Raw genomic sequence first — 23,709 nt, 5'->3', positions numbered from 1 at the left:
AGATCGCCACTATGCGGCAAGATCTCGCCAATCCTCATCGCGTCGTGGTGATGGCCATCCAACCGGTGGTGTTGTTCGACCTGACCGTCCCGCTGCTCGTCTTCGCGCGGGCGGAGTACGACGTCCGGGTGGCTGCCGAGAACGTGGGAGCGGTCGACTCGACGAACGGCCTGCAGATTCAGGTCGAGCACGGGCTGGAGCTGCTCGGGGAGGCCGACACCGTGGTCGTCCCCGGATTCCGGCGCGGAGTGCAGCTGAGCGACAACGAGCTGGCAGCGCTGCGGGCGGCCCACGACCGGGGCGCGCGGATGGTCTCGATCTGCACGGGAGCGTTCGCGCTGGCCGCCGCGGGCATCCTGGACGACCACGAGGTCACCACCCATTGGGCGCACGCGGCCGCACTGGCCGAGCAGTATCCGCGGGTGCGGGTCAATGCCGATGCGCTCTTCCTGGACCAGGGCCGGCTGGTGACCAGCGCCGGGGTGACCGCCGGCATCGATCTGTGCCTTCACCTGCTGGAGGCCGATCTGGGTCATCGGGCGTCCCTGGAGTCGGCTCGGGCCATCGTCACCCCGTTGCGGAGGGAGGGTGGGCAGGCGCAGTTCAGGCCGAGTCCGCCGGTGCCGGACGCGGAGCGATTGCATGAGGCCCTGGCGTGGGCAACCCGGCACCTGGATCGGCGCCTGACCAGCGCGGACATCGCGGCTCGGGCGACCATGTCGGCACGCACCTTCCATCGCCGATGCGTGGAGGTCACGGGGCTGTCGCCTGGTGAATGGCTGACCCGGCAACGCCTGGCTCGCGCCCGACAGCTGCTGGAGGAACCCACGACGACCGTCGATCAGGCGGCCCTCCGATCGGGATTCGGATCGGCGAGTAACCTGCGGCATCACTTCCGCCGGCTGCTGGGCACCACACCGACGCGCTACCGGAGTTCGTTCTTCGGCCGTCGGTGAGCATCCCGGACGCCGGCCGCCCGGACAGGGCAGAGTGGGTTCATCACCAACCCGACCCGGACGGAGCACCCATGACCAGCCGCACCACCGACCCGATCGACGCCGGACGTCCGGACGGGTGGTGGCGCTCGGCGGTCGTCTATCAGATCTATCCGCGCTCGTTCCAGGACTCCGACGGCGACGGCATCGGTGACATCCCCGGCATCACCCGCCGGATCGACTACCTGGCCGACCTCGGCGTCGACGTGCTCTGGCTGTCGCCGGTGTACCGCTCGCCGCAGGTGGACAACGGCTACGACATCAGCGACTACCAGGACATCGACCCCGAGTTCGGCACCCTGGCCGACCTGGACGCGTTGATCGCCGCCGCGCACGAACGCGGCATCAAACTGGTGATGGACCTGGTGGTCAACCACACCTCCGATCAGCACCCGTGGTTCGTGGAGTCCCGCGACCCGGCCTCGGCGAAGCGGGACTGGTACATCTGGCGTCCTGCCCGTCCCGGCTTCGAACCGGGGACGCCGGGCGCCGAGCCGGACCGCAGCCCGGCCGCGTTCGCCCCGTCCGCCTGGGCCTACGACCCGACCAGCCGCGAGTACTACTTCGCGCTGTTCAGCGCCGGCCAACCGGACCTGAACTGGGAGAATCCGGACGTCCGCCAGGCCGTCTACGCGATGATGCGCTGGTGGATCGACCGGGGCATCGACGGCTTCCGGATGGACGTGATCAACCTGATCTCCAAGCCGGCCGAGCTCACCGGTGCGGCGCCGCTGGATCCGGACGGCGACCAACTGCGGCTGCGGGTCACCAACGGGCCGCGGCTGCACGAGTTCCTGCAGGAGATGAACCGTGAGACCGGGCTCGACGAGCACAACCTGGTGACGGTCGGCGAGATGCCCGGCTCGACGGTGGAGACCGCGGTGCTGACCACCGACCCGGACCGGCACGAGCTGAACATGGTGTTCACCTTCGAGCACGTTCGGATGGATCGCGGACCCGGCAGCCGGCTCTGGGATTTCGCCGACGTCCCGCTGTCGGCGCTGAAGGGCAACCTGGCGCACTGGCAGGACGGCCTGGCCGACGTCGGCTGGAACTCGCTCTACTTCGACAACCACGACCAGCCGCGGGCGGTGTCCCGGTTCGGCGACGATAGCCCGGAGCATCGGGTGAACTCGGCCAAGACGCTCGGCACCGTGCTGCACCTGCACAAGGGCACACCGTACGTCTACCAGGGCGAGGAGCTCGGCATGACCAACGCGCCGCTCACCGAGATCGGCCAGTACCGCGACATCAGCGCCCTCAACGTGCATGCCGCCGCGCTCGCCGCCGGTGTGCCCGAGGGGGAGGCGCTGCGGTTCCTGGCGGCCCGCAGCCGCGATCACGCCCGGACGCCGATGCAGTGGGACGCCGGCGCGCATGCCGGTTTCACCACCGGGACGCCGTGGCTGGCGCTCAACCCCAACTACGACACGATCAACGCCGACGCCGCCCGCCGCGATCCCGATTCGGTGTTCGCCCACTTCCGGAAGCTGATCGCGCTGCGGCACGAGAGCGCGGCGGTCCAGGAGGGCCGCTTCCAGCTGCTGCTGCCGGATCACGAACAGCTCTGGGCGTTCACCCGCAGCCTCGGCGACGAGACCATGCTGGTGCTGGCCAACTGCTCGTCGAGCCCGGTCACCGTCCCCGCCGAAGGACTGCCGGACGTCACCGGCGCCGAACTCCTGCTCGGCACCCATGCTGCCGGGGACGCCGGGGAGCTCGCGCCCTGGGAGTCCCGCATCCTCCGGCTCCGCTGATCAACCCCGGGGTTGGCCCAACCTCCGCACGGCCCAACCCGCGCCGGTCCACCTGCCCCGGCCAACCCCGGCCCGGCCAGCCCCGCGCTCGCCCGGCCCCGCGCCGGCCAATCCAACGCTCGCCTAACTATTTCGGGCTCGCTGAATTCAGCGAGCCCGAAATAGTTAGGCGAGCGGTTGGGTGCGGGCCGAGCGGTTGGGTGTGCGAACGGTTCCCTGGGTGGACGTCCGTGCGGGCCGAGGGTCAGCGGGGCGTCCAGGCGTCCGCGGTGGCGAGGTCACCGTCCAGGGCGTCCACGCCGTCGCCGGCGATCCGGAGGTTGCTGGTGTACTGCCAGATCGACCAGCCGCCCTGGGTCGCCCATGGACCGACCCGGGGCAGGCTGGCCGGCACCCGTCCGTTGTCGGCGCCCCACGAGGCGATCCAGAGCCGGGCGATGCCGGCGACATCGGTCCACACGTAGCTGCCGGACGACTTCTTCTCGGCGACGCTGGAGCTCAGATACACGTACAGGTTGGCCTGGTAGCCGTCCGCGGTGAGCAACGACTTGACCTCGGTCAGGAAGGCCTCGGCCTCGGCCGGCGTCCAGGCCCGCAGCTTGCGGGTGTACTTCTTGCCCTTCGCCGACTTCGTGTAGCTGTGGCCGGCCTCGACATCGATCACCAGCGGATTGGTGCTGGACCGGGTGTAGTTGCCGTCCGCCTTCAGCACCTCGACGAACCGGGCGGCCGACTTCTCCGGGGTGTGGCTGCCGGCGAACAGGTTGCCGGGGGTGTCGTCGACGCTCGTCGTCCAGCCGTTGAACCAGTAGGCGCCCTGCCGCAGCCCGGCCGCCTTCACCTGGTCGGAGAGGGTCGCGTAGGCGCAGTCGTTGACCGCCGGGACGCTGCCGGTCGAGCGCGTCCGATTCGTGCAGGCGTCGGTGTAGCTGACGTTGATCGGACGCGCGCCGCTGCCCAGCCGCAGGATCGCGAAACCGTCGTCGCCGGTCCACTCCGCGATGACGGTCGGCTTCACCTTCGCCGACGGCACGTACTGGTACGAGGACAGGTCGACGCCCTGGCTCAGCCCGGTCAGGCCGAACGCCTTCGCGGCGTCCTGGGCCGGGGTGGCGGAGGGCTGCAGCACCGACAGGGTCACCGTGTCCGAGGTCGCCGTGCCCTTGCTGCCGGTGACCTTCACCCGGAACCGGGTGCCATTCGCCCAGCTCGCCGCCTTGGCCTGGTAGGACGACTTGGTCGCCTTCTTGATGCTCTTCCATGCGCCGGACGCGGTGCGGTACTGCCAGGCGTACTTGAGCTTGGTGCCGGACGCCTTCACCCGGAAGGTGGTGCTGGTCGCGCTGCCGTAGCGGTTCACGGTGGCGCTGGTCGGCTGGGTGGTGATCGTGGTCGTGGTGGCCGCGGGCAGGGCGGGCGCGGGTGCGGCGACGGCCGGGGTGGACGGGGCGCCGATCAGCAGCGTGGCAGCGAGCGCGAACGATGCGGTGGCGCCGGTGAGCAGGCGAAGGAGACGGGGGGCAGCAGTCATCGTCGGTGACTTCCGGTTCGGGGGCGGGGGTCTGCATCGTAACCCCCGTCCCGGCGTCCCGGCGTCCCGGCGTCCCGGCGTCCCGGCGTCCCGGCGTCCCGGCGTCCCGGCGTTCCGGCGTCCCGGTGGTCAGTGGCCGGGGTCTCGGCGTTCGTCGCGATGCCGGACGTCCGTGTCGGCGAGGAGCGAGCCGAGCCCGTCGAGGATGATGTCGAGGCCGACGTCGAACTCGGCGGCGAACGAGTAGTCGCCGGTGGCGGTGACGGTACTGACCAACTCGGCGAGGTGCGGATACTCGTCGGTCGGCAGCGTGATGGCGGCAGCGAAGTCGTTGGCTCCGGAGGCCGCGTCGAAGGGCAGGTTCCGTTCGGTGAGGGCGAACCCGTACACGTAGGCGTCGATCACCGAGAAGGCCCGCGCGGCCGTCGCGGTGCTGAATCCGCCGCGCCGCAGGCATCCGATCACGGCGTCGTAGTGCCGCAGGGACCCGGGCCCGGGGTTGGCCCGCGAGTCGACCAGGCCGAGCGCCCAGGGGTGCGTGGTGAGAACCGTGCGCACCGACGCCGAGCGGACGGCGATCGCCTCGCGCCAGTCGGCGTCCCTTGGGGGTGGCGTGAACTGGCCGAACACCCAGTCGGCGAGGCCGTCCAGCAGCGCCGCCTTGTTCGCCACGTGGTGGTAGAGCGACATCGCCTCGACGCCGAGCTCGCGGCCGACATTGCGCATGCTCACCGCGGCCAGGCCGCCCCGATCGGCCACCGACGCGGCAGCCTCGATCACCCGCCGTGCTGTCAGCGGCTCCCGCTCGGTCATGGTCCTCCTTGTCGCCTTACACCTATAAGGTTACGCTGACCAAAGAGGCTTACATGTGTAAGGAGGGACGATGGAGATGCGACAGGTGCGGGTCGAACGCTACGGACCACCGGAGGCGCTCGCCGTCGCGGACGCGCCGACGCCGCGTCCGGGCCGGGGTGAGGTGCTGGTCCGGGTCGAGGCGGCCGGGGTGAGCATGGGCGACGCCCGGATGCGGTCCGGTCGGTTCCCGCCCGGGTTCGGCCTGCTGGCCAGGCTGGCGATCGGGCTGCGTGGGCCGCGCGCCGGCGTGCTGGGCTCCACCTTCTCCGGCGTGGTGGCCGAGGTCGGGGACGAGGTGAGCGGCCTGGCGCCCGGCGACGAGGTGGCCGGAATGACCGGCGTCCGGATGGGCTGCCACGCCGAGTACGCCGTCGTCCCGGCCACGGTGGCGGTGCCCAAGCCGGCCGGGCTGAGCCATCCGGACGCCGCCGGCGTCCTGTTCGGCGGCACCACCGCGCTGTACTTCCTGCGGGATCGGGCTTCGCTCCGGCCGGGTGGCACGGTGCTGGTCAACGGGGCGTCCGGATCGGTGGGGTCGGCGGCCGTCCAACTCGCCGTGATCCTGGGTGGGACGGTGACCGCGGTCTGCTCGGCGGCGAACCGGGAGCTGGTGATGCGGCTCGGCGCGCAGCGCTGCATCGACTACCACCAGACCCCGGTCGCCGGCCTGACTGAACGGTTCGACGTGGTCTTCGACGCGGTCGGCAACCTGTCCCGGGCCGACGGGCTTCGACTGCTCAGCCCCGACGGCGTGCTGGTGCTGGCCGTCGCCAGCCTGCTCGACATGGTGCGCGGCGGACGGCGCGTCGCCACCGGCTCGGCGCCGGAACGCGGCGACGATGTCGCCGAACTGCTCGCCCTGGCCGAGGCCGGACGACTCGACCCGGTGGTGACGGTGGTCGGCGGGCTGTCCGCGCTGCCCGACGCCTATCGGTTGATCGACGGCGGGCACAAGGTCGGCAACCTGGTGGTGCTGCCGGGACGGTGATCGTCGGGCACCGCGAGGGTGCGGTGGGGCGTCCGGGTAGGTTGGCGACGGCCCTGACCCGTCGTCCGGGCCGTGGGAGGAGCGCCGGTGTCGGGACGATCCAGGGTCGTGCGGGTGATCCTCGGGCTCGCGGGTGCGGTGCTCACCCTGACCTTGGCCGCCGTGCTGGTACTGAACGGAGTCATCCAGCTCAACCACCCCTCGCCGGAGCGGTATCCGGTCCGCGGCGTGGACGTCTCCCGTTACCAGGGCCAGATCGACTGGCCGGTGCTGGCCGGGCAGGGCATCGACTTCGCCTTCATCAAGGCGACCGAGGGCAGCGGCCTGGTCGATCCATGCTTCGCCGCCAACCTGTCCGGCGCCACCGAGACGGGGCTACGGGTCGGCGCCTACCACTTCTTCAGCTTCGAGAGCGCCGGGGCGACCCAGGCCGACAACGTCGTCCGGACCGTCCCGGCCGGGCCCGAACTGCTGCCGGTCGCGGTCGACCTGGAGTTCTACGGCGGCTTCGGACGCGACCCGGCGCCGGTCGAACAGGTCCGCCGCGAACTCCGCGTCCTGCTCGACCGACTCGCCGCCCACTACGGCAGGAAGCCGCTGATCTACACCACCGCGGACGCCTACGACCGGTACCTCAGCGGCGCGTTCCCTCACGCCGACATCTGGATTCGCGACGTGTGGCGGGCGCCGTCGCTGCCGGACGGCCGGGCGTGGACGTTCTGGCAGTTCAGCGACCGCTACCGGCTCGACGGCTACGCCGGCGAGGAACCGTTCATCGACGTCAACGTGTTCGCCGGCAGCCGTGCCGAGTGGGAGCGGTGCGGCCGGTAGGCGCCTGCCGAGCGGGGGTCCGTCCCGGTCAGGTCCGTCAGCTAGCGACCGATTTCGGGGGTGTTCTGCCTGGCACGCCTCGGACGCGTCCCGAATCGGTCGCTATTCGACGACTGACGTAGGCACCGCGCCGTGCTGGCGGTCACGATCCCGACCCTCCCGGCTCCTGCGCGGCCTGGTCGATCGCCGTCCGCAGCCGGTCGCGCTCCTTCCTGATCCACGAGCCGTCGGCATAGTTCGCGACGAAGTCCTCGACGAACTCGACCGGGTCGTTGCCGACGATGTCCCGGATCGGGGTGCCGTCGGCGGCGCTCTGCTCGAACAGGTCGACCAGGTCGGTGTACATCGTCACCACCACGTCGCCCCTGGCGATCCCTCCGGTGTGCATCAGGTACCGCTCCAGCGCCTCGACCGCGGTGCGGTAGTTCGCCGGGAGCCGGAAGTCGGCCGGGACAGGTCCATGCCGCCCGCATGGAACACAACCGTTCCATGTGGACCACAAGTGATCCGATCGGGCGGCTGCCATCTCCGGCCAGGCGGTAAGTCACGATGGCATCCGTCGTGAGATAGCGACCGATTCGCAGGGCGTCCGGCCTCGTGTGCCTCCGTTGCCTGCCGAATCGGTCGCTATCTCGCGGTGGCGATGAGCCCGTTCAGTGCTGCATGTCGACGAACCGGCTGTAGTGGCCCTGGAAGACGGTCGGGATCGTCGCGGTCGGACCGTTACGGTGCTTGGCGACGATGAAGTCGGCCTCGCCGACACGTTCGGAGTCTTTGTCGTAGGCGTCCGCGCGGTGCAGCAGGATGACCATGTCGGCGTCCTGCTCCAGCGAGCCGGATTCACGCAGGTCGGAGAGCATCGGCTTCTTGTCGGTGCGCTGCTCGGGGCCACGGTTCAGCTGGGAGAGCGCGACCACCGGCACGTTCAGTTCTTTGGCGAGCAGCTTCATCTGGCGGCTGAACTCCGACACCTCGAGCTGGCGGGATTCGACCTTCTTGCCGGAGGTCATCAGCTGCATGTAGTCGACGATGACCAGCCTCAGGTCGTGGCGCTGCTTGAGCCGGCGGGCCTTGGCCCGAATCTCCATCATGGTCAGGTTCGGCGAGTCGTCGATGAACAGCGGCGCGCTGGACACCTCACCGGTCTTGCGGGCGATCCGTTGCCAGTCGTCGTCGCCCATCTGGCCCTTGCGGATGTGGTTCAGCGGCACGCCTGCCTCGGCCGAGATGAGCCGCTGCACGATCTCGCTCTTGCCCATTTCCAGCGAGAAGAAGCAGCTGGTCAGCTTGTTCTTGATGGACGCCGCCCGGGCGAAGTCGAGACCCAACGTCGACTTACCCATGCCCGGACGGGCGGCGACGATGATCATCTGGCCGGCGTGCAGGCCGTTGGTGAGCTCGTCCAGTTCGATGAAGCCGGTCGGCACCCCGGACAGCACGCCGTGCTGGCTGAGCGACTCGATCTCGTCGAGGGTGCGCTCCATCAGCACGCTGAGCGGCTCGTAGTCGTCGGAGGTCTTGCCCTCGGCCACCTCGTAGATCGCCTGCTGGGCCCGGTCGACGATGTCGGACACCTCGCCGCCGCCGGCGTAGCCCATCTGGCTGATCTTGATCGAGGCCTCGACCAGCCGCCGCAGCACCGCCTTCTCTTTGACGATCTCGGCATAGAAGCTGGCGTTCGACGCGATCGACACCATCGACAGCAGATCGTGCAGGTAGATGTGCCCGCCGATCTTGCCCAGCTCGCCGCGTTTGGCCAGCTCGTCGGCGACGGTGATCGCGTCGGCCGGCTCACCGCGTCCGAACAGGTCGATGATCGCGTCGTAGATCTGCTCGTGCTTGGGCAGGTAGAAGTCCCGGCCGCGGACGATTTCGGCGACGTCGCCGATGGCGTCCTTGCTGAGCAGCATCGCGCCCAGCGCCGACTGCTCGGCCTGGACGTCCTGCGGCGGCGTCCGGTCGGGGCCGCCGTAATCCCGCTGATCCTCCTCGTACGGAGGGAGTGATGCGACTGACATGACCCCTCCCTGGTGCGCTGCATCTCTGTGGGTGCCACGCTAGTCAAGCGTTCCGACAGTTCTCGCGCGCATCGATCAACAGTTCGAATGTGGCGACTCTCCCGGCTGCCTCGCAGCCCGATCTGCGTGACATCTCGGACGACGATAGACCCGGCGTCCGAGCATCGTCCAACCCGAGTTATCCACAGGAGGGGGATTTTCTTGTGGATTCTGTGGAGACACGCCGTGAACCCTGTGTACGACGCGCCGAGGTGGCGGTGGATAGCAAATTGCTTTGCCGCCGAACCCGGCGTTCACAAGGGGTGTTAACGCCATGTTCACGTGAATTTCTGCTGAGTGGGCACTGAGCCCGGTGTCGAGGGTGTTGCCCGGCAGTCCATGCGGGGAGGGCTCGCCGCATGGTATAGGGCCGGTTGTCCACATCTGAACCACATGACAGCTATACCCATAGGGGGTATACTGACAAGGGTGGACGCGCAGCGTCGCAGAAGCAGGAGCAACATATGTCACAGGAGTCCCAGGTTCTCGTGGAGAACGAGCACAATCACGACGTGCCGGACGGGTCCGGGCACGGCTATCTGACCAGCAAGGACGGCTACCTCAAGCGGCTGCGGCGGATCGAGGGCCAGGTCGGCGGCCTGTCCCGGATGGTGGCCGACGAGCGCTACTGCATCGACATCCTCACCCAGATCTCGGCCACCACCCGGGCGCTGGAGTCGCTCGCCCTGGAGTTGCTGGACGACCACCTGCGGCACTGCGTGGTCCGGGCCGCCCGCGAGGGCGGCGTCGAGGCCGAAACCAAACTGAGCGAAGCCAGGGACGCGATCGCGCGCTTGGTCCGCTCCTGAACCAAGGAGTCACCATGGAAAGCACCTACACCGTCGAGGGCATGACCTGCGGCCACTGCGTCGCCGCCGTCACCGAAGAGGTCAAGCAGATCCCCGGCGTCACCGACGTCACCGTCGTCCTGGAGGGCGGCAAGCTGACCGTCGTCTCGGACGCCCCGGTCGATTTCGACCGCATCGTCGAGGCCGTCGCCGAAGCGGGGGACTACACGGTCGCCTGACCGTCCCCGACCCTCGGACGGCCGACCACAGGCCGTCGCCCACCCGGGCCGCGCACTCCGTCCGGCGGCGATCTCGACATCGCCGCCGGCTGAAGGGAACCCCGCCGATTTCGTGTGGTGACGCGAGATCGGATGGACTTCCCTTCACCGGCGAGTGATCTCGACATCGCCGTCCCGCAGCGAACTGGGCGGCGGCGGGTCCGAAGGCGCCACCCGGCACCTCGCTGCCACTGAAACCGCCAGTCGTGAACCAACGGAAACGAAGCACGCATGACCACCACGACCCAGCACCACTCGATCGAACTCGACATCGACGGCATGACCTGCGCCTCGTGCGCCGCCCGGATCGAGAAGAAGCTCAACAAGCTGGACGGGGTGACCGCCTCGGTCAACTACGCCACCGAGAAGGCCCGGGTGCTCACCGACGCCCCGATCCCGGTCGCCGACCTGATCGCCGTCGTCGAGCAGACCGGGTACCACGCGGCCCTGCCCGACCCGGCGAAACCCGAGGTCGACCACGCCAAGCAATTGCAGACCCGGGTCGTCGTCAGCGCCGTGCTGGCGGTCCCGGTGATCGCCCTGGCCATGGTGCCGGCCTGGCAGTTCCCGGGCTGGCAGTGGCTGTCGCTGGTGCTCACCATTCCGGTCTATGCCTGGGCCGGGCTGCCGTTCCACCGTTCCGCGCTGGTCAACGCCCGGCACCTGGCCACCACCATGGACACCCTGATCAGCCTGGGCACCACCGCGGCCTTCGGCTGGTCGCTGTATGCGCTGTTCTTCGGCCACGCCGGCATGATCGGCTACACCCACGGCTTCGAGCTGATGCTGATGCGCGGCACCGGCGAGGGCAGCGTCTACTTCGAGGCCGTGGTCGGCATCATCACCTTCCTGCTGCTCGGCCGCTGGTTCGAGGCCCGCTCCAAGCAGCGCGCCGGCGAGGCCGTCCGGGCCCTGCTGCAGCTCGGCGCCACCGAGGCGACCCTGCTGCACGACGGGGTGGAGACCCGCGTCCCGGTCGACTTCCTCAAGCCCGGGGACGTCTTCGTCGTCCGTCCCGGCGAGAAGATCGCCACCGACGGCGAGGTCGTCGACGGGTCCTCCGCGGTGGATGTCTCGATGGTCACCGGCGAGTCGGTGCCGGTCGACGTCGGCCCCGGCGACACGGTGATCGGCGCCACCGTCAACGCCAACGGACGGCTCATCGTCCGGGCCACCCGGGTCGGCTCCGACACCCAGCTGGCGCACATCGCCCGGCTCGTCGAACAGGCCCAGACCGGCAAGGCGAACGTGCAGCGGCTGGCCGACCGGATCAGCTCGGTGTTCGTCCCGGTGGTGATGGGACTGGCCCTGGTCACCTGGATCGGCTGGCTGCTGGCCGGCGGCGGCTTCGCGTTCGCTTCCTCGGCCGCCGTGGCGGTGCTGATCATCGCCTGCCCCTGCGCGCTCGGGCTGGCCACCCCGACGGCGTTGCTGGTCGGCACCGGACGCGGCGCCCAGCTCGGCATCGTGATCAAAGGCCCGGAGATCCTGGAACGCACCAAGGCCGTCGACACGGTGGTGCTGGACAAGACCGGAACCGTCACCACCGGAACCATGGCCGTGGTCGAGGCCGTCGGCGAGCGGCCGGACGCCGACTGGCTGCGGCTGGCCGGGGCGGCAGAGTCGGCGTCCGAACACCCGATCGCCCGGGCCATCGCCGACCATGCCGCCTCCGACGCGACGGTGAGCGACTTCGAGAACCTGCCCGGACGCGGCATCCGCGCCGTCGTCGACGGACGTGAGGTGCTGGTCGGCACCCCCGCCCTGGTCGGCGTGGGTCTGGCCGCTGAGTCCCCGGCGACGGCGGCCTTCGCCGGAGCACAGGCCAAGGGACACACCGCCGTCCTGGTCGCCGTCGACGGCGAGCTGCGCGGCATGATCGCGGTCGCGGACGCCGTCAAGGACAGCTCGGCGGAGGCCATCGCGCAACTGAAGGAGCTCGGCCTCACCCCGGTGCTGCTGACCGGTGACGCCCGGGCCGTCGCCGAGGCGGTGGCCGCCGAGGTGGGCATCGAACGCGTCATCGCCGAGGTGCTGCCCGCGGACAAGCTGGCCGAGATTAAGCGGCTGCAGGCCGACGGCACCCAGGTCGCGATGGTAGGCGACGGCGTCAACGACTCCGCCGCCCTGGCCCAGGCCGACCTGGGCATCGCGATGGGCACCGGAACCGACGCGGCGATCGCGGCGTCCGACCTCACCCTGATGCGCGGCGACCTGCGGCTGGCCGCCACCGCGATCCGGCTCTCCCGGGCCACCCTGGCCACTATCAAGGGCAACCTGTTCTGGGCCTTCGCCTACAACGTCGCCGCCGTCCCGCTGGCCGCGCTGGGCTTCCTGAACCCGATGATCGCCGGGGCCGCGATGGCGTTGTCCTCGGTGTTCGTGGTGCTGAACAGCCTGCGGCTGCGCCGTTTCGGGGTGCAGTGAGCCGCCGGCGGTCGGACCGGCACACATAACGATCCGGATCGGGACGGACCAGCCCGATCCGGAGCTTCGTTCACCGCGCTGCGCGCTCGTGCTATTCACTGTCGTCCGGCCGCAACCGCTACTCTCGTGCCGCATACACCCCCCAGCGGCGTCCGGGCTGATTGTCGTGACATTTCGACAAGCCTCCCGGTACGGCGCAGCACGACCAGAAAGTCGAGGATTCCTCGTGACGACCGAACCCGTGAAGAAGGCGCCAATCTGGCGAAGGTTGGTCCTGATGGCCGCGCTCGTGGTAGTCGGGGCACTGCTGGCGGCCTGGGCGATGAAAGCGGTTCCCGGGCTGGCGCTGTTCAGTTCCACCACGGAATCCAACAACACCCAGATCATCAAGTCCGTCGAGCGCAAGGAGCAGGTGGTGCTGCTCAGCCTCGGGATCCAAGGGATCGCGGAGAAGAAGGGCAAGACGGCGTTCCTGGGTGTGGAGGTCCCCGGCAGCGAGCGGGCGTCGTTCGTCCAGTACACCTTCAACGCCAAGCTCGGCCTCGAAGGAAAGGACGTCACCATCACCCAGGCCGGCCCGAAGGAACTCGTCGTCTCCATTCCCGAGTTCGCCTTTCTCGGGCATGACGACGTCCGCTTCCGGCTGGCCGCCGAGAACAACGGTGCGTTGAGCTGGGTCACGCCCCAGATCGACACCGTCGAGATGATCAACAGCATCCTCAACGACGAGGCGCAAAAGCAGTACGTCAGTTCCAACGTGGAGATCTTGCGCGACCAGGCGAAGGTCTTCTACACCGGCATCATCGCGGGCGTCGACCCGAGCATCACCGTCAGGTTCGAGTTCCGCGGAGCCTGAGCCGGGCCCGGCGGAGCGGAGGTCTGCGGCCGGTTCGAGCCCCGCCGGCGGGTCAGTGCAGCCGGCCGCCGAGCCGGGGGCGTCCGAGGTCGGGCTTGAGGTAGTCGCTGGTCGGCACCGGGCGTCCGGCGATCAGGTCGGTGTAGATGCTCAGCATCTCAGACGCCTGCCGCTCGATGGTCCACTGGGCGGCGAGCTCGCGGCTCCGGCCGGCGGCCTGCGCGATGAACGCCGGATCCTTCAGCTGCCGCAACATCGACATGATCGCCTGGCTCAGCGACACCATATTGGGCCGCGCCACCAGGGCGTTCACCCCCGGGTCGACCACCAGGTTGAGCTCCGGGTCGACCACCACCAGCGGCAGCCCGCACAGCGCCGCCTCGTGCAGCACCAGCCCCTGGGTGTCGGTCTGGGACGGGAAGACGAAGACGTCCGAACCCCCGTAGTAGGCGGCCAGCTCGTCGTGCGGGACGCGTCCGGCCAGCCGGACCCCGCCGTAGCGGGCGGCGCGCTGCATCCGGCGGCGCAGCGTCGGGGTGGTCTCGTGGAAGTCGCCGACGATCATCAGCTCGGCGTTCGGCTCGAAGTCGCGGACCAGTTCGAAAGCGTCCAGCAGCAGGTCGAGGTTCTTCTCCGGCGAGATCCGGCCGACGTAGAGCAGCCGCGGCCCGCGTCCGTGCGGGATCGGCTGCCGGGAGGGCAGCGGGTCGGCGCCGTTGGGCACCACCCGGACCTTCGCCGCCGGGGCCAGTTCCAGCACCCGCTTGCCGGTCTTGTCGGACGGGGTGGTGACCAGGTCGGCGGTGCTCAGCATGTCGGCGGCGGCCTGCAGCAACTCCAGCTGGGCACCACCGCGCCGGGGACGCTTGAACCGCAGCTTGCGCAGCTTCGCCCACGGCTTCGACTCGGCGCGCATCGCGAACAGCCGGTAGGCGGCGTTCAGGAACGGTCCCAGATGCCAGTAGTGCTCGGCGTAGGCCTCCAGGTCGGTGTGCCAGGTGACCACCAGCGGGCGTCCGGCCCGCTGCGCCACCCACATGCCCAGCAGTCCCACCCCGCCCAGGCCGTGGACGTGGATGATGTCCGGCGGATCGGCGACCAGCTGGGCCAGCCGGAACTCCAGGTCCTTGCCCAGCGAGAGCCGGATGCCGGCACCCGGGATCGGCACCGACGGCATTCGGATCTCCCGGCGATGCGGGTTGCCGGCCAGCGGGTTGGGACCCTTCGCCTCCGGCGCCACCAGCAGCACCCGATGCCCCGCCGCCAGCACCTCGTGCTCCAGGAACTGCACGGCATACATCAGCCCGGACGGTGCCGGACCGTAGTTGTCGGTGAACTGCGCGATGGTCAGCGGACGGGTCGGCTGCGCCGCGTCGTCGCTGGCCCGCGGGTACTCGAAAGTCAGCGGGTCGTCGACGTCCGAACGCGTCGGCTCCATCTCAGCCATGGACGACAGGCTAATCGGTGCACGCTCCCGCCCCGTCCGTGCCGCGCGGACGGAGTCGGACGCCGGGCGGGGGAGACCCGGTCCGGCGTCCGGGAGGGCCGAGAGCAGATCCTGGCGGCCGCGGCGCGCCGCGTGAACCAGGTGGACCGAAAGGAACCGTCCCCACCGTCCCACCGAGAACCGCGTGGGACGAAAGGAACCGTCCCCTCCGTCCCACCGAGAACCGCGTGGGACGAAAGGAACCGTCCCCTTCGTCCCACCTGAACCCGTCCCCGGTTCAGTAGCGCAGCGAGCCGTAGATCCGGCGGGCGTTCTCCAGCGCGGCGACGTAGCCGGCGCGCAGGTAGGAGGACGCGCCGGCGGCGTCGGCGGGCACCGCCAGCAGGCCGCGGAAGTCGTCCACCGAGCTGTAGCCGCGGCGCCGCATCCACTCCTGCAGGCCGTCCAGCAGGGTGCCGGCGTACTCGGCGCCGTGCCGCACCAGCGCCGAGGTGGTCATCACCACGTCCGCCCCGGCCAGCAGGTAGCGGATCACGTCCGCCGCCTCCTCGACCCCGGACGTGGCCGCCAGCGAGGCCCGGGTGTGCCGGGCCAGCGCCGCGATCCAGGTGCGCGGCAGCCGTCCCTCGAAACGGGTGGAGAGCGCCACCGACGGCTTCACCGTCAGGGTCTCGATGTCCACCTCGGGCTGCAGGAACCGGTTGAACAGCACCAGGCCGTCCGCGCCCGCCTCGATCAGCCGCAGCGCCATATTCCCCGGCGAGGAGAAATACGGGCTGAGCTTCACCGCGATCGGCAGCGGCACCGCGGCCCGGACGGCGCCGACGATGTCCAGATGCCGCTGCTCCACCTCGGCGCCGGTGATGCTCAGGTCGCCGGGCACGAAGTAGATGTTCAACTCGATGGCGGCCGCGCCGGCGTCCGCCAGCTGCCGGGCGATGGTCACCCAGCCGCCCAGGCTGGAGCCGTTGATGCTGGCGATCACCGGCACGTCCACCGCGGACGCCGCCCGCTCCACCAGCGTCACGTACCGGTCGGCCACCCCCGGCTCCGGAGTGCTGTCGGGCGTCGGGAAGTAGCTCAGCGCCTCCGGGGACGACTCCTCGTAGCGCTCCTCCAGCTCGGCGTCCAGCACCCGCTGCCGGCGCACCTGCTCCTCGAACAGCGAATACATCACCACCGCGCCGACGCCCGCCCCGGCCAGCGAACGGACGCCGTCCACGGTCTGCGACAGCGGTCCGGCGGACGCCACCAGCGGGTTTCGCAGCCGCAGCCCCAGATAGCTCGTGCTCAGCTCCATGAATCCTCCTTCAGCGCGCGTCGGCGGCGAACATGGCCGCCGGACGGGACGCCAGCTCCTCGTACTCGGCCCAGCGGCGATTCACCTGGTCCTGGCCGAGCTTCAGCATCCGTTCGGCCTCCTCCGGGTGGCTGTTCGCCAGCATCCGGAAGCGCAGCTCCCGATCGTGATAATCGCGCAGCGCGATCCGCGGCCGCGGCGAATCCAGCAGGAACGGGTTGGCGTTGGCCTCGCGCAGCACCGGGTTGAACCGCATCAGCGGCCAGTGGCCGGAGTTCACCGCCCGGTACTGCTGGTCGAGCCCGGTGCGCATGTCGATGCCGTGCGCGATGCAATGGCTGTAGGCCAGGATCAGCGACGGCCCGTCGTAGGACTCCGCCTCTCGGAACGCCTTCAAGGTCTGCTGCGGGTCGGCGCCCATCGCCACCCGGGCCACGTACACGTTGCCGTAGGCGATGGCCTGCATCGCCAGGTCCTTCTTGTAGGTGGTCTTGCCGGCCGCGGCGAATTTCGCCACCGCACCCACCGGCGTCGACTTCGACGACTGCCCGCCGGTGTTGGAGTACACCTCGGTGTCGAGCACCAGGATGTTGACGTTGCGTCCCGAGGCCAGCACGTGGTCGACGCCGCCCGAACCGATGTCGTAGGCCCAGCCGTCGCCGCCGACGATCCACACCGAGCGGCGCAGCAGATGATCGACGACGCTGCGCAGATCCTCCACCAGCCGCAGCCGGTCCGGGCCCAGCCGGGTGCCGGGCGGCAGCTGACCGACCGACTCGGCCTCCGCCTCGACCGGCGTGCCGCGGCGTCCGGTGACCTCCGGATCGCCCGCGGCGGCACCGCGCGGACCGACCGGGAACAACACCGTGACGTGGTGCGGGCTGGCGCCGGTGGTGAGCATCTCGTCCAGCAGCATCGCCAGGTGCTCCACCCGGGCCCGCTGGTGGGACAGGTCCGACTCGTAGCGCTGCGGCGCGGTCAGCACCGAGTCGACCAGTTCGTCGCCCAGTTCCGGACGCAGCGCGTCCAGCCGCTGCCGGGCCAGGTCGGTCTGCAGGTCGGCGGCCAGCCGCAACCCCAGCCCGAACTCGGCGTTGTCCTCGAACAGCGAGTTCGACCAGGCCGGGCCGCGTCCGTATTTGTTGCTCGACCAGGGCGTGGTGGGCAGGTTGCCGCCGTAGATGGACGAGCAGCCGGTGGCATTGGCGACGCTGGCCCGTCCGCCGAACAGCTGGGTGAGCAGCTTCAGGTAGGGGGTCTCGCCGCAGCCCGAGCAGGCTCCGGAGAACTCGAACAGCGGCTCCAGGAACTGGGTGCCGCGGACGGTGGCGAAATCCACCCGGGAGCGCTTGTTCACCGGCAGCGTCTCGAAGAACGCCACGTTCGCCTTCACCTCGGCCCGCTCCGGAATCGGCGCCAGGTTGATCGCCCGCCGGCTCGGGTTGCCGATCGGCTTCACCGGGCAGGCCTCGACGCACAGCCCGCACCCGGTGCAGTCCTCGGCGTACACCTGCAGCGTGTAGCGCGAGCCGGGGAAGCCGGCGGCGTTCAGCGGCGCCGACTCGAAGGACGCCGGGGCGCCCTCCAGCGCGTCCTCTTTGTAGTACTTGGCGCGCAGCACCGCGTGCGGGCAGACGAAGGCGCAGTTGCCGCACTGGATGCAGGCGTCGGCGTCCCACTCGGCGACGATGTCGGAGATGCTGCGCTTCTCGTACTTGGTGGTGCCGGAGGGGTAGCTGCCGTCCACCGGCATCGCCGAGACCGGCAGCGAGTCGCCGACCCCGGCCAGCATCGCGGCGGTCACGGTGCGGACGAACTCCGGCGCGTCGGCCGGCACCGGCGGGATCCGCTCGGCGTCCGAGACCACCGCCGAGGGCACCTCGACCCGGTGCAGCGCGGCGACCGCGGCGTCCACCGCGGCCTCGTTGCGGGCCACCACGTCGGCACCCTTGCGGGCGTAGGTCTTCCGGATCGCCGCCTTCACCTTCTCGATCGCCGTCTGCGCGGGCAGCACGTTCGAGATGGCGAAGAAGCAGGTCTGCAGCACCGTGTTGGTGCGGTTGCCCATCCCGGCGGTGCGGGCCACCGCGCCGGCGTCGATGGTCCACAGCTCGATGCCCAACTCGATGATCCGAGCCTGCAGCTCGCGCGGCAGCCGTCCGAACAACTGCTCGGGCGGATGGGGTGCGTTGACCAGCAGCACGGTGCCGGGCCGGGCGAACTCCAGCACGTCGACCCGCTCCAGGATCGACCAGTGGTGGCAGCCGATGAACCCGGCCGCGCCGACCAGATAGGGCGCCTCGATCGGACGCGGACCGAACCGCAGGTGCGACACCGTCCGCGACCCGGACTTCTTGGAGTCGTAGACGAAGTAGCCCTGCGCGAAGGTGCCGTCGGTGCCGCCGAGGATCTTGATGGTGTTCTTGTTGGCGCCCACGGTGCCGTCGGAGCCGAGCCCGTAGAACACCGCCCGGTGGGTGTCGGGACTCTCCAGGTCGAGGCCGGACGGGTAAGGCAGGGAGAGCCGGGTGACGTCGTCGGTGATCCCGATGGTGAACCTGCGTCGTGGCTTCGGCAGCGCCAGTTCGTCGAAGATGCCGACCACCATCGGCGGCGTGAATTCCTTGCTCGACAAGCCGTAACGGCCGCCGATCACGGTCGGCATCGGACGGTGCGCGGCCGCCTCGCCCAGGGCGGCGACCACGTCCAGGAACAGCGGCTCACCGGACGCGCCGGGCTCCTTGGTGCGGTCCAGCACCGCGATGTGACTGGCGGAGGAGGGGATGGCGGCCAGCACCTGCTCGGTCGGGAACGGGCGGTACAGCCGCAACTGGACGCAACCCACCCGGTGGCCGAAGCCGTTGAGGTGGTCGACGGCCTGTCGGACGGCCTGGGCGCCGGAACCCATCACCACCACGACCCGGTCGGCCTCGGGATGGCCGTGGTACTCGACCAGCCGGTAGCCGCGTCCGGTGCGCTCGGCGAAGTCGTCCATCGCCTGCTGCACGATGCCCGGCACCGCCAGGTAGTACGGGTTCACCGTCTCGCGGGACTGGAAATAGGTGTCCGGGTTCTGCGCGGTGCCGCGGATGATCGGATGCTCCGGCGACAACGCCCGGCGCCGGTGCGCCCGGACCAGGTCCTCGGGCACCAGCGCCCGCAGGTCGTCGTCGCGGAGCAGCTCGATGGTGTTCAGCTCGTGGCTGGTCCGGAAGCCGTCGAAGAAGTGCAGGAACGGCACCCGGGAGCGCAGCGTGGCGACCTGCGCGACGGCGGCCAGGTCGTGCGCCTCCTGCACCGACGCCGAACTGAGCAGCGCGAACCCGGTCTGCCGCACCGCCATCACGTCCTGGTGGTCGCCGAAGATGCTCAGCCCCTGCGCGGCCAGCGACCGGGCGGCGACGTGGAACACCGTCGAGGTCAGCTCGCCGGCGATCTTGTACATATTCGGGATCATCAACAGCAGGCCCTGCGACGCGGTGAACGTGGTGCTCAGCGCCCCGCCCTGCAGGGCTCCGTGCAGCGCGCCGGCCGCGCCGCCCTCGGACTGCATCTCGATCACGCTCGGCACCGTCCCGAACACGTTCGGACGCCGCTGCGCCGACCACTCGTCGGCCAGCTCGGCCATCGTCGAACTCGGCGTGATCGGGTAGATGCTGCACAGCTCGTTGAGCCGGTAGGCGACGGAGGCGGCCGCCTCGTTGCCGTCGATGATGGCTTTCATGTCGACTCCGGGATCATCTCGATGGCGTGCACCGGGCATTGCTCGTAGCAGGTCGCGCAGCCGGTGCATTTGGCGTAGTCGAAGCGGTACCGGAAGCCTTTGCCGAGTTTCACGATGGCGTCCTCGGGGCAGGAGCCGAGGCAGCCGTCGCATTCGAAGCAGTTGCCGCAGGACAGGCAGCGGGCCGCCTCGACGTGCGCCTGCTGCTCGTCCAGCCCGCCGTGGATCTCGTCGAAGTCGGTGACCCGGTTGGCCGGGTCGAGCTCGGGCTGGCTGCTGCGCCGGTTGTCGCCGAAGTACCACAGGTTGAGCCGGTCGAAGTCGGCCAGCTCGTGCTTGGGGTTCTCGATCGGGGCGCGGCTGTCCAGCCAGGCGTCGATCATCTTCGCCGCCCGCTTGCCGTGCCCGACGCCGACCGTGACGGTGCGCTTGGACGGCACCGCGTCCCCGCCGGCGAAGATGCCGGGCACGTCGGTCATCAGCGTCTTCGGGTCGACCTGCAGCACGTCGCGGTCGAAACGCATGCCCGGGATCGCCTTCAGGAACGCCGAATCCGCCTCCTGGCCCAGCGCCAGGATCACCGTGTCGGCCTGCAGGGTCTCGAACCGGCCGGTGCCGACGGCGCGGCCGTCGTCGTCCAGTTCCATGATCTCCACCGTCATCGCGGCGTCGTCGAAGGACGAGATGGTGCGCAGCCAGTTCATCGTGACGCCCTCGGCCACCGCCTCGGAGCGTTCGGACGCGTGCGCCGGCATCTGCTCGGCGGTGCGCCGGTAGACCACGATCGACTCCTCGGCACCCAGCCGGCGGGCCACCCGGGCGGCGTCCATCGCGGTGTTGCCGCCGCCGTAGACGGCCACCCGCCGGCCGATCACCGGACGTCCGCCGCTGGCCACGTCGCGCAGGAAGCTGACCGCGTCGACGATCCGGGAGGCGTCCTTGGTGGGGATGTCGACCCGCTTCGACAGGTGCGCGCCGATCGCCACGAAGACCGCGTCGAAGCCGCCCTGCGCCTGTTCGGTAAGCAGATCGGTGACCCGGTGCTCGGTGACGATCCGGACGCCCAGGTCGACCAGCCGGGCGATCTCGGCGTCCAGCACGGCGCGCGGCAGCCGGTACTCGGGGATGCCGTAGCGCATCATCCCGCCCGGTTTCTCCGAGGCGTCCCGGATCTCCACGGCGTGGCCCAGCATGGCGAGCTGGTAGGCGGCCGACAGTCCGGACGGGCCGGCGCCGATCACCAGCACCCGGCGTCCGGTGTCGGGACGGGCCCGGCGGAACCGCCAGCCCTGCTCGATCGCCAGATCGCCCAGGTAACGCTCCACCGAATGGATGGAGACCGCGCCGTCCAGCTCGACCCGATTGCACGCGGTCTCGCACGGGTGGTAGCAGACCCGGCCGTGGATCGCCGGGAACGGGTTGTTGCGGGTCAGCTCACGCCAGGCGGCCTGGTCGGAGCCGGCCTTGGCCAGCCGCAGCCACTCCTGGATGTTCTCGCCGGCCGGGCAGGCGTTGTTGCACGGGGGCAGCAGATCGACATAGACCGGCATCCTGGTCCGCACCGGGCCGACCCTGCCCGCGGTCGCGGCCAGGTCGGGAAGGTGGGTCATGTCGAGGCGCAACGGCTCGCTCATGGCGTTCCTCCAACGCTGGGGTAACGCCAATCAATCTAGGCTTGTCGCCGCCTCCCCGCGGCTGGTTCGGGAAACCCGTCCCGACCGGGCCCGGCGGTCAGCGGACCCGTTCGGCCGGCACCGCCCAGGTGTTGCAGGCGCCCAGGTTGTCGGCCTCCAACCCGCGGGCGCCCCAGTACTGCTGGGCCTTCACCGAGCCGTGCCCCTCGGCGTCGTCGGTGTGATTCCAGACGTCGCGGAAGTAGCTGTGGTCGTCGACGGTGAGCTTGAAGCTGGGCAGTGCGGCGAAGACGTAGTAGGTCCAGCAGAACACCTGCAGCTCCTCGCGGCGGGTGGTCACCGCCCTGGACTCGGAGAGCCGCTCGGCCGCGTCGAACATGCCCATCATGTCCTGCATGTGGTGGCCGTATTCGTGGATCACCACGTCGGCCAGCACCAGCCGGCCGTACTCGGAGTCCTTGTAGACCTGATCGGAGAAGTAGATGGTGTCGTTGTCGGTGCAGTAGAAGGCGTAGGCCTCCGTCTCGCGACCGCAGGGGGAGTCGGTCGAGCGGGCGTAGAAGGTGTGGCGGACGGTGCTGAAGTCGCCGCCGGCCTGCTCGATCAGCGGCCGGAAGATGCCCTCCAGGCAGTTCAGCAGCTCGCCGACCTGCTTGGTGTACGCCTCCCGGTTCGACACCGCCGACGATGCCGGGCAGCTGCCGCCGACCCGCAGCGGATACAACGCGCTGTCGGTCAGCGGATCGCCGGGCCGGCTGCTCGGGGTCGCCGCGGTGGACGACCTGGCGGGGGTGCGCGATGTCGGTTCCACCGGCGCGGTGCCGAACATCGGCATGGTCTGCAACCCGGCGATCACCAGCCCGACCAGCAGCAACAGCACCACCGCGAACCGGCCCGGCCCGGCCGGTCGGCGCGGCGGCTGGGGGAGCGGCGGTCGGACGCCGAACGAGGCCCCGGACGGGGCGCCGAAGATCGGTGCGGGGGAGCCGAAGACCCGGGGCGGCAGATGCGCGGGGTCCGGTCCGTCCCGGCGCGGCAGCCCAACGGTCACGCGCCCACGATAGGGGACGCCGGCAACAGAGCGGCTGCGGCGTCCCCGGCCGGGCGACCCGCGGCCCCGATCGTGCGCCGTATGACCCGATACGCCCACAAGATCTGGGGGCCGCAGCTCATCCCGCCGGGCACGTCCTCGCTCGGAACAGCATTGATCAGCGCTTCCCTAGCGGGCCGCGGTGGGCAGGGCCAGCTCCAGGGTGCGGTCGCAGCGGGCGATCACGTCCGGATCGTGGGTGACCACCAGCAGCGGCACCGCCGCCATGGTGGCGAAGACGTCGTCGAGCAGCGCCTCGGCGGTGACGGCGTCCAGATGCTCGGACGGCTCGTCCAGCACCACCGCCTGGTAGTCCCCGGCGAACAGCCGGGACAGCGCCAGCCGGCGGGCCTCGCCGCCGGACAGCGTCGCACCGAGCTCACCGACCACCCGGTCGGCGTCCAGCGGCAGGCCGGCCCGGTCCAGCGCGCGCCGGACGGCGTCCGGGTCGGCGTCCCGGTTGCCGATCCGGACGTTCTCGGCGATCGAGGTGGCGAAGATGTGGGCGTCCTGGGCCAGGTAGCCGACCCGTCCGGTGGCCGTGACGGTGCCGGACTTCGGCGGGATCAGGCCCAGGATGGTGGCCGCCAGAGTGGTCTTCCCGCTGCCGGACGGGCCCACCACGGCGACGCTCTCACCGGGTTCGACGACCAGGTTCAGGCCGTCGGCCAGCACCGGGCCGCCCGGCCAGCCGATCGCCAGGCCGTCCAGCACCAGCGGGCCGGGTGCGACCTCGCCGGACGGCAGTTCGCGGTCGCCGACCCCGACCGGTTCGGCGTCCAGCAGCTGGCGGACGCGGCGCAGCGAGGCCAGCGCCCGGGTCGCGCTCTGCGCCGACTGGGTGAGGGTGGCGAGCACCTCGTGCAGCGCCAGCGGGGTGAGCACCAGCACGGCCAGCATCACCGGCGGCAAGGTGCCGTCGGCGACCAGCGGGCCGCCGATCAGCAGAGCCGCGACCACCGCGGCGGCCGCCGCCAGCACCTGACAGCCGGACGCCACACCGCGCACCCAGGCGCCCCGCTCGTCCAGCCGGCGCAGTTCGTCGTCGACGGTCAGCACCCGACGCAGCTGCTCGTCCGCGGCCCCGTAGGCGACCAGGTCGGGGGCCGTCCGGGCCAGCTCGTGGACGCCGGCGGCCAGCGCGCCGCGGG

17 protein-coding genes and 2 pseudogenes are annotated in these 23,709 nt (G+C 70.4%); 8 read left to right on the top strand and 11 right to left on the bottom strand.

What is annotated here, in order from left to right; all coding sequences use genetic code 11:
* Window positions 1-50: 50 nt before the first annotated feature.
* Together QM582_RS13210 and QM582_RS13205 are read left to right on the top strand one after the other, a co-directional pair.
* Window positions 51-956, top strand: a complete 906-nt coding sequence (locus tag QM582_RS13210; RefSeq protein WP_415085108.1) for a GlxA family transcriptional regulator — start codon at window positions 51-53, stop codon at window positions 954-956.
* A gap of 71 nt (window positions 957-1,027) precedes the next feature.
* Window positions 1,028-2,752, top strand: coding sequence for a glycoside hydrolase family 13 protein (locus QM582_RS13205; RefSeq protein WP_415085106.1), 1,725 nt, complete (start codon window positions 1,028-1,030; stop codon window positions 2,750-2,752).
* 244 nt (window positions 2,753-2,996) lie between these two features.
* Here QM582_RS13205 and QM582_RS13200 read toward each other — a convergent pair whose 3' ends face one another.
* Window positions 2,997-4,283: a GH25 family lysozyme gene (locus QM582_RS13200; protein ID WP_415085104.1), complete on the bottom strand. Its 1,287-nt coding sequence runs from the start codon at window positions 4,281-4,283 to the stop codon at window positions 2,997-2,999.
* Between the two features lie 129 nt (window positions 4,284-4,412).
* Window positions 4,413-5,096 (bottom strand): TetR/AcrR family transcriptional regulator, encoded by a 684-nt coding sequence (locus QM582_RS13195; RefSeq protein ID WP_415085102.1) that lies wholly within the window; start codon window positions 5,094-5,096, stop codon window positions 4,413-4,415.
* A gap of 70 nt (window positions 5,097-5,166) precedes the next feature.
* On the opposite strand from QM582_RS13195, the gene QM582_RS13190 reads away from it, so the two are divergent.
* On the top strand, window positions 5,167-6,126 hold the full coding sequence (locus QM582_RS13190) for an NAD(P)-dependent alcohol dehydrogenase (RefSeq protein WP_415085100.1): 960 nt from the start codon (window positions 5,167-5,169) through the stop codon (window positions 6,124-6,126).
* An 87-nt stretch (window positions 6,127-6,213) separates the two neighbouring features.
* Window positions 6,214-6,957, top strand: coding sequence for a GH25 family lysozyme (locus tag QM582_RS13185; RefSeq protein WP_415085098.1), 744 nt, complete (start codon window positions 6,214-6,216; stop codon window positions 6,955-6,957).
* Window positions 6,958-7,099: 142 nt separating this feature from the next.
* On the opposite strand, the gene QM582_RS13180 is transcribed toward QM582_RS13185, so the two are convergent.
* Window positions 7,100-7,483, bottom strand: a complete 384-nt coding sequence (locus tag QM582_RS13180; RefSeq protein ID WP_415085096.1) for a DUF1048 domain-containing protein — start codon at window positions 7,481-7,483, stop codon at window positions 7,100-7,102.
* 127 nt (window positions 7,484-7,610) lie between these two features.
* The gene (gene dnaB, locus QM582_RS13175) at window positions 7,611-8,975 is read right to left on the bottom strand and encodes a replicative DNA helicase (protein WP_415085094.1); all 1,365 of its coding nucleotides are present in this window, start codon (window positions 8,973-8,975) and stop codon (window positions 7,611-7,613) included.
* A 503-nt stretch (window positions 8,976-9,478) separates the two neighbouring features.
* Here dnaB and QM582_RS13170 point away from each other — a divergent pair.
* From QM582_RS13170 to QM582_RS13155, 4 genes are all read left to right on the top strand, one after another.
* Complete coding sequence (locus QM582_RS13170; protein ID WP_415085092.1) at window positions 9,479-9,823, top strand: metal-sensitive transcriptional regulator; 345 nt, start codon at window positions 9,479-9,481, stop codon at window positions 9,821-9,823.
* A 14-nt stretch (window positions 9,824-9,837) separates the two neighbouring features.
* A complete protein-coding gene (locus QM582_RS13165) occupies window positions 9,838-10,041 on the top strand; it encodes a heavy-metal-associated domain-containing protein (protein WP_415085090.1) in 204 nt (67 codons plus the stop codon).
* A 270-nt stretch (window positions 10,042-10,311) separates the two neighbouring features.
* On the top strand, window positions 10,312-12,507 hold the full coding sequence (locus QM582_RS13160; RefSeq protein ID WP_415085088.1) for a heavy metal translocating P-type ATPase: 2,196 nt from the start codon (window positions 10,312-10,314) through the stop codon (window positions 12,505-12,507).
* A 277-nt stretch (window positions 12,508-12,784) separates the two neighbouring features.
* Entirely contained in the window at window positions 12,785-13,363 is a 579-nt protein-coding gene (locus QM582_RS13155; protein WP_415085086.1) for a hypothetical protein, read from the top strand.
* Window positions 13,364-13,415: 52 nt separating this feature from the next.
* Here the strand turns inward: QM582_RS13155 and QM582_RS13150 are convergent, their stop codons facing one another.
* The 7 genes and pseudogenes from QM582_RS13150 to QM582_RS13120 form a co-directional block, all read right to left on the bottom strand.
* Complete coding sequence (locus QM582_RS13150; RefSeq protein WP_415085084.1) at window positions 13,416-14,810, bottom strand: glycosyltransferase; 1,395 nt, start codon at window positions 14,808-14,810, stop codon at window positions 13,416-13,418.
* A gap of 277 nt (window positions 14,811-15,087) precedes the next feature.
* Window positions 15,088-16,110, bottom strand: a complete 1,023-nt coding sequence (locus QM582_RS13145; protein ID WP_415085082.1) for a dihydroorotate dehydrogenase-like protein — start codon at window positions 16,108-16,110, stop codon at window positions 15,088-15,090.
* Between the two features lie 10 nt (window positions 16,111-16,120).
* Window positions 16,121-16,831, bottom strand: a pseudogene (locus QM582_RS13140) (thiamine pyrophosphate-dependent enzyme); the annotation flags it as partial.
* Window positions 16,832-16,993: 162 nt separating this feature from the next.
* A pseudogene (gene nifJ / locus QM582_RS13135) lies at window positions 16,994-19,834 on the bottom strand (pyruvate:ferredoxin (flavodoxin) oxidoreductase); the annotation flags it as partial.
* Entirely contained in the window at window positions 19,831-21,468 is a 1,638-nt protein-coding gene (locus QM582_RS13130; RefSeq protein ID WP_415085080.1) for an NAD(P)-binding protein, read from the bottom strand. The pseudogene nifJ and the gene QM582_RS13130, both read right to left, overlap by 4 nt.
* A gap of 97 nt (window positions 21,469-21,565) precedes the next feature.
* Complete coding sequence (locus QM582_RS13125) at window positions 21,566-22,519, bottom strand: neutral zinc metallopeptidase (protein WP_415085078.1); 954 nt, start codon at window positions 22,517-22,519, stop codon at window positions 21,566-21,568.
* 168 nt (window positions 22,520-22,687) lie between these two features.
* The coding region (locus tag QM582_RS13120) for an ATP-binding cassette domain-containing protein (RefSeq protein ID WP_415085076.1) at window positions 22,688-23,709 on the bottom strand (1,022 nt) is incomplete at its 5' end.

Origin of the sequence: Micropruina sp. (assembly GCF_047607385.1) — a bacterium.
GTDB lineage: Bacteria > Actinomycetota > Actinomycetes > Propionibacteriales > Propionibacteriaceae > Micropruina.
Note: the sequence above shows the minus strand (reverse complement) of the source record. Positions and strands in the feature narration are given on the sequence as shown.

What these genes read in the sequence shown, in the direction of transcription:
- QM582_RS13210 (WP_415085108.1), top strand. Translation starts at nt 51, where the DNA reads ATGGCCATCCAACCGGTGGTGTTGTTCGACCTGACCGTCCCGCTGCTC.
- QM582_RS13205 (WP_415085106.1), top strand. Translation starts at nt 1,028, where the DNA reads ATGACCAGCCGCACCACCGACCCGATCGACGCCGGACGTCCGGACGGG.
- QM582_RS13200 (WP_415085104.1), bottom strand. Translation starts at nt 4,283, where the DNA reads ATGACTGCTGCCCCCCGTCTCCTTCGCCTGCTCACCGGCGCCACCGCA.
- QM582_RS13195 (WP_415085102.1), bottom strand. Translation starts at nt 5,096, where the DNA reads ATGACCGAGCGGGAGCCGCTGACAGCACGGCGGGTGATCGAGGCTGCC.
- QM582_RS13190 (WP_415085100.1), top strand. Translation starts at nt 5,167, where the DNA reads ATGGAGATGCGACAGGTGCGGGTCGAACGCTACGGACCACCGGAGGCG.
- QM582_RS13180 (WP_415085096.1), bottom strand. Translation starts at nt 7,483, where the DNA reads ATGGCAGCCGCCCGATCGGATCACTTGTGGTCCACATGGAACGGTTGT.
- dnaB (WP_415085094.1), bottom strand. Translation starts at nt 8,975, where the DNA reads ATGTCAGTCGCATCACTCCCTCCGTACGAGGAGGATCAGCGGGATTAC.
- QM582_RS13170 (WP_415085092.1), top strand. Translation starts at nt 9,479, where the DNA reads ATGTCACAGGAGTCCCAGGTTCTCGTGGAGAACGAGCACAATCACGAC.
- QM582_RS13165 (WP_415085090.1), top strand. Translation starts at nt 9,838, where the DNA reads ATGGAAAGCACCTACACCGTCGAGGGCATGACCTGCGGCCACTGCGTC.
- QM582_RS13160 (WP_415085088.1), top strand. Translation starts at nt 10,312, where the DNA reads ATGACCACCACGACCCAGCACCACTCGATCGAACTCGACATCGACGGC.
- QM582_RS13155 (WP_415085086.1), top strand. Translation starts at nt 12,785, where the DNA reads ATGGCCGCGCTCGTGGTAGTCGGGGCACTGCTGGCGGCCTGGGCGATG.
- QM582_RS13150 (WP_415085084.1), bottom strand. Translation starts at nt 14,810, where the DNA reads ATGGCTGAGATGGAGCCGACGCGTTCGGACGTCGACGACCCGCTGACT.
- QM582_RS13145 (WP_415085082.1), bottom strand. Translation starts at nt 16,110, where the DNA reads ATGGAGCTGAGCACGAGCTATCTGGGGCTGCGGCTGCGAAACCCGCTG.
- QM582_RS13130 (WP_415085080.1), bottom strand. Translation starts at nt 21,468, where the DNA reads ATGAGCGAGCCGTTGCGCCTCGACATGACCCACCTTCCCGACCTGGCC.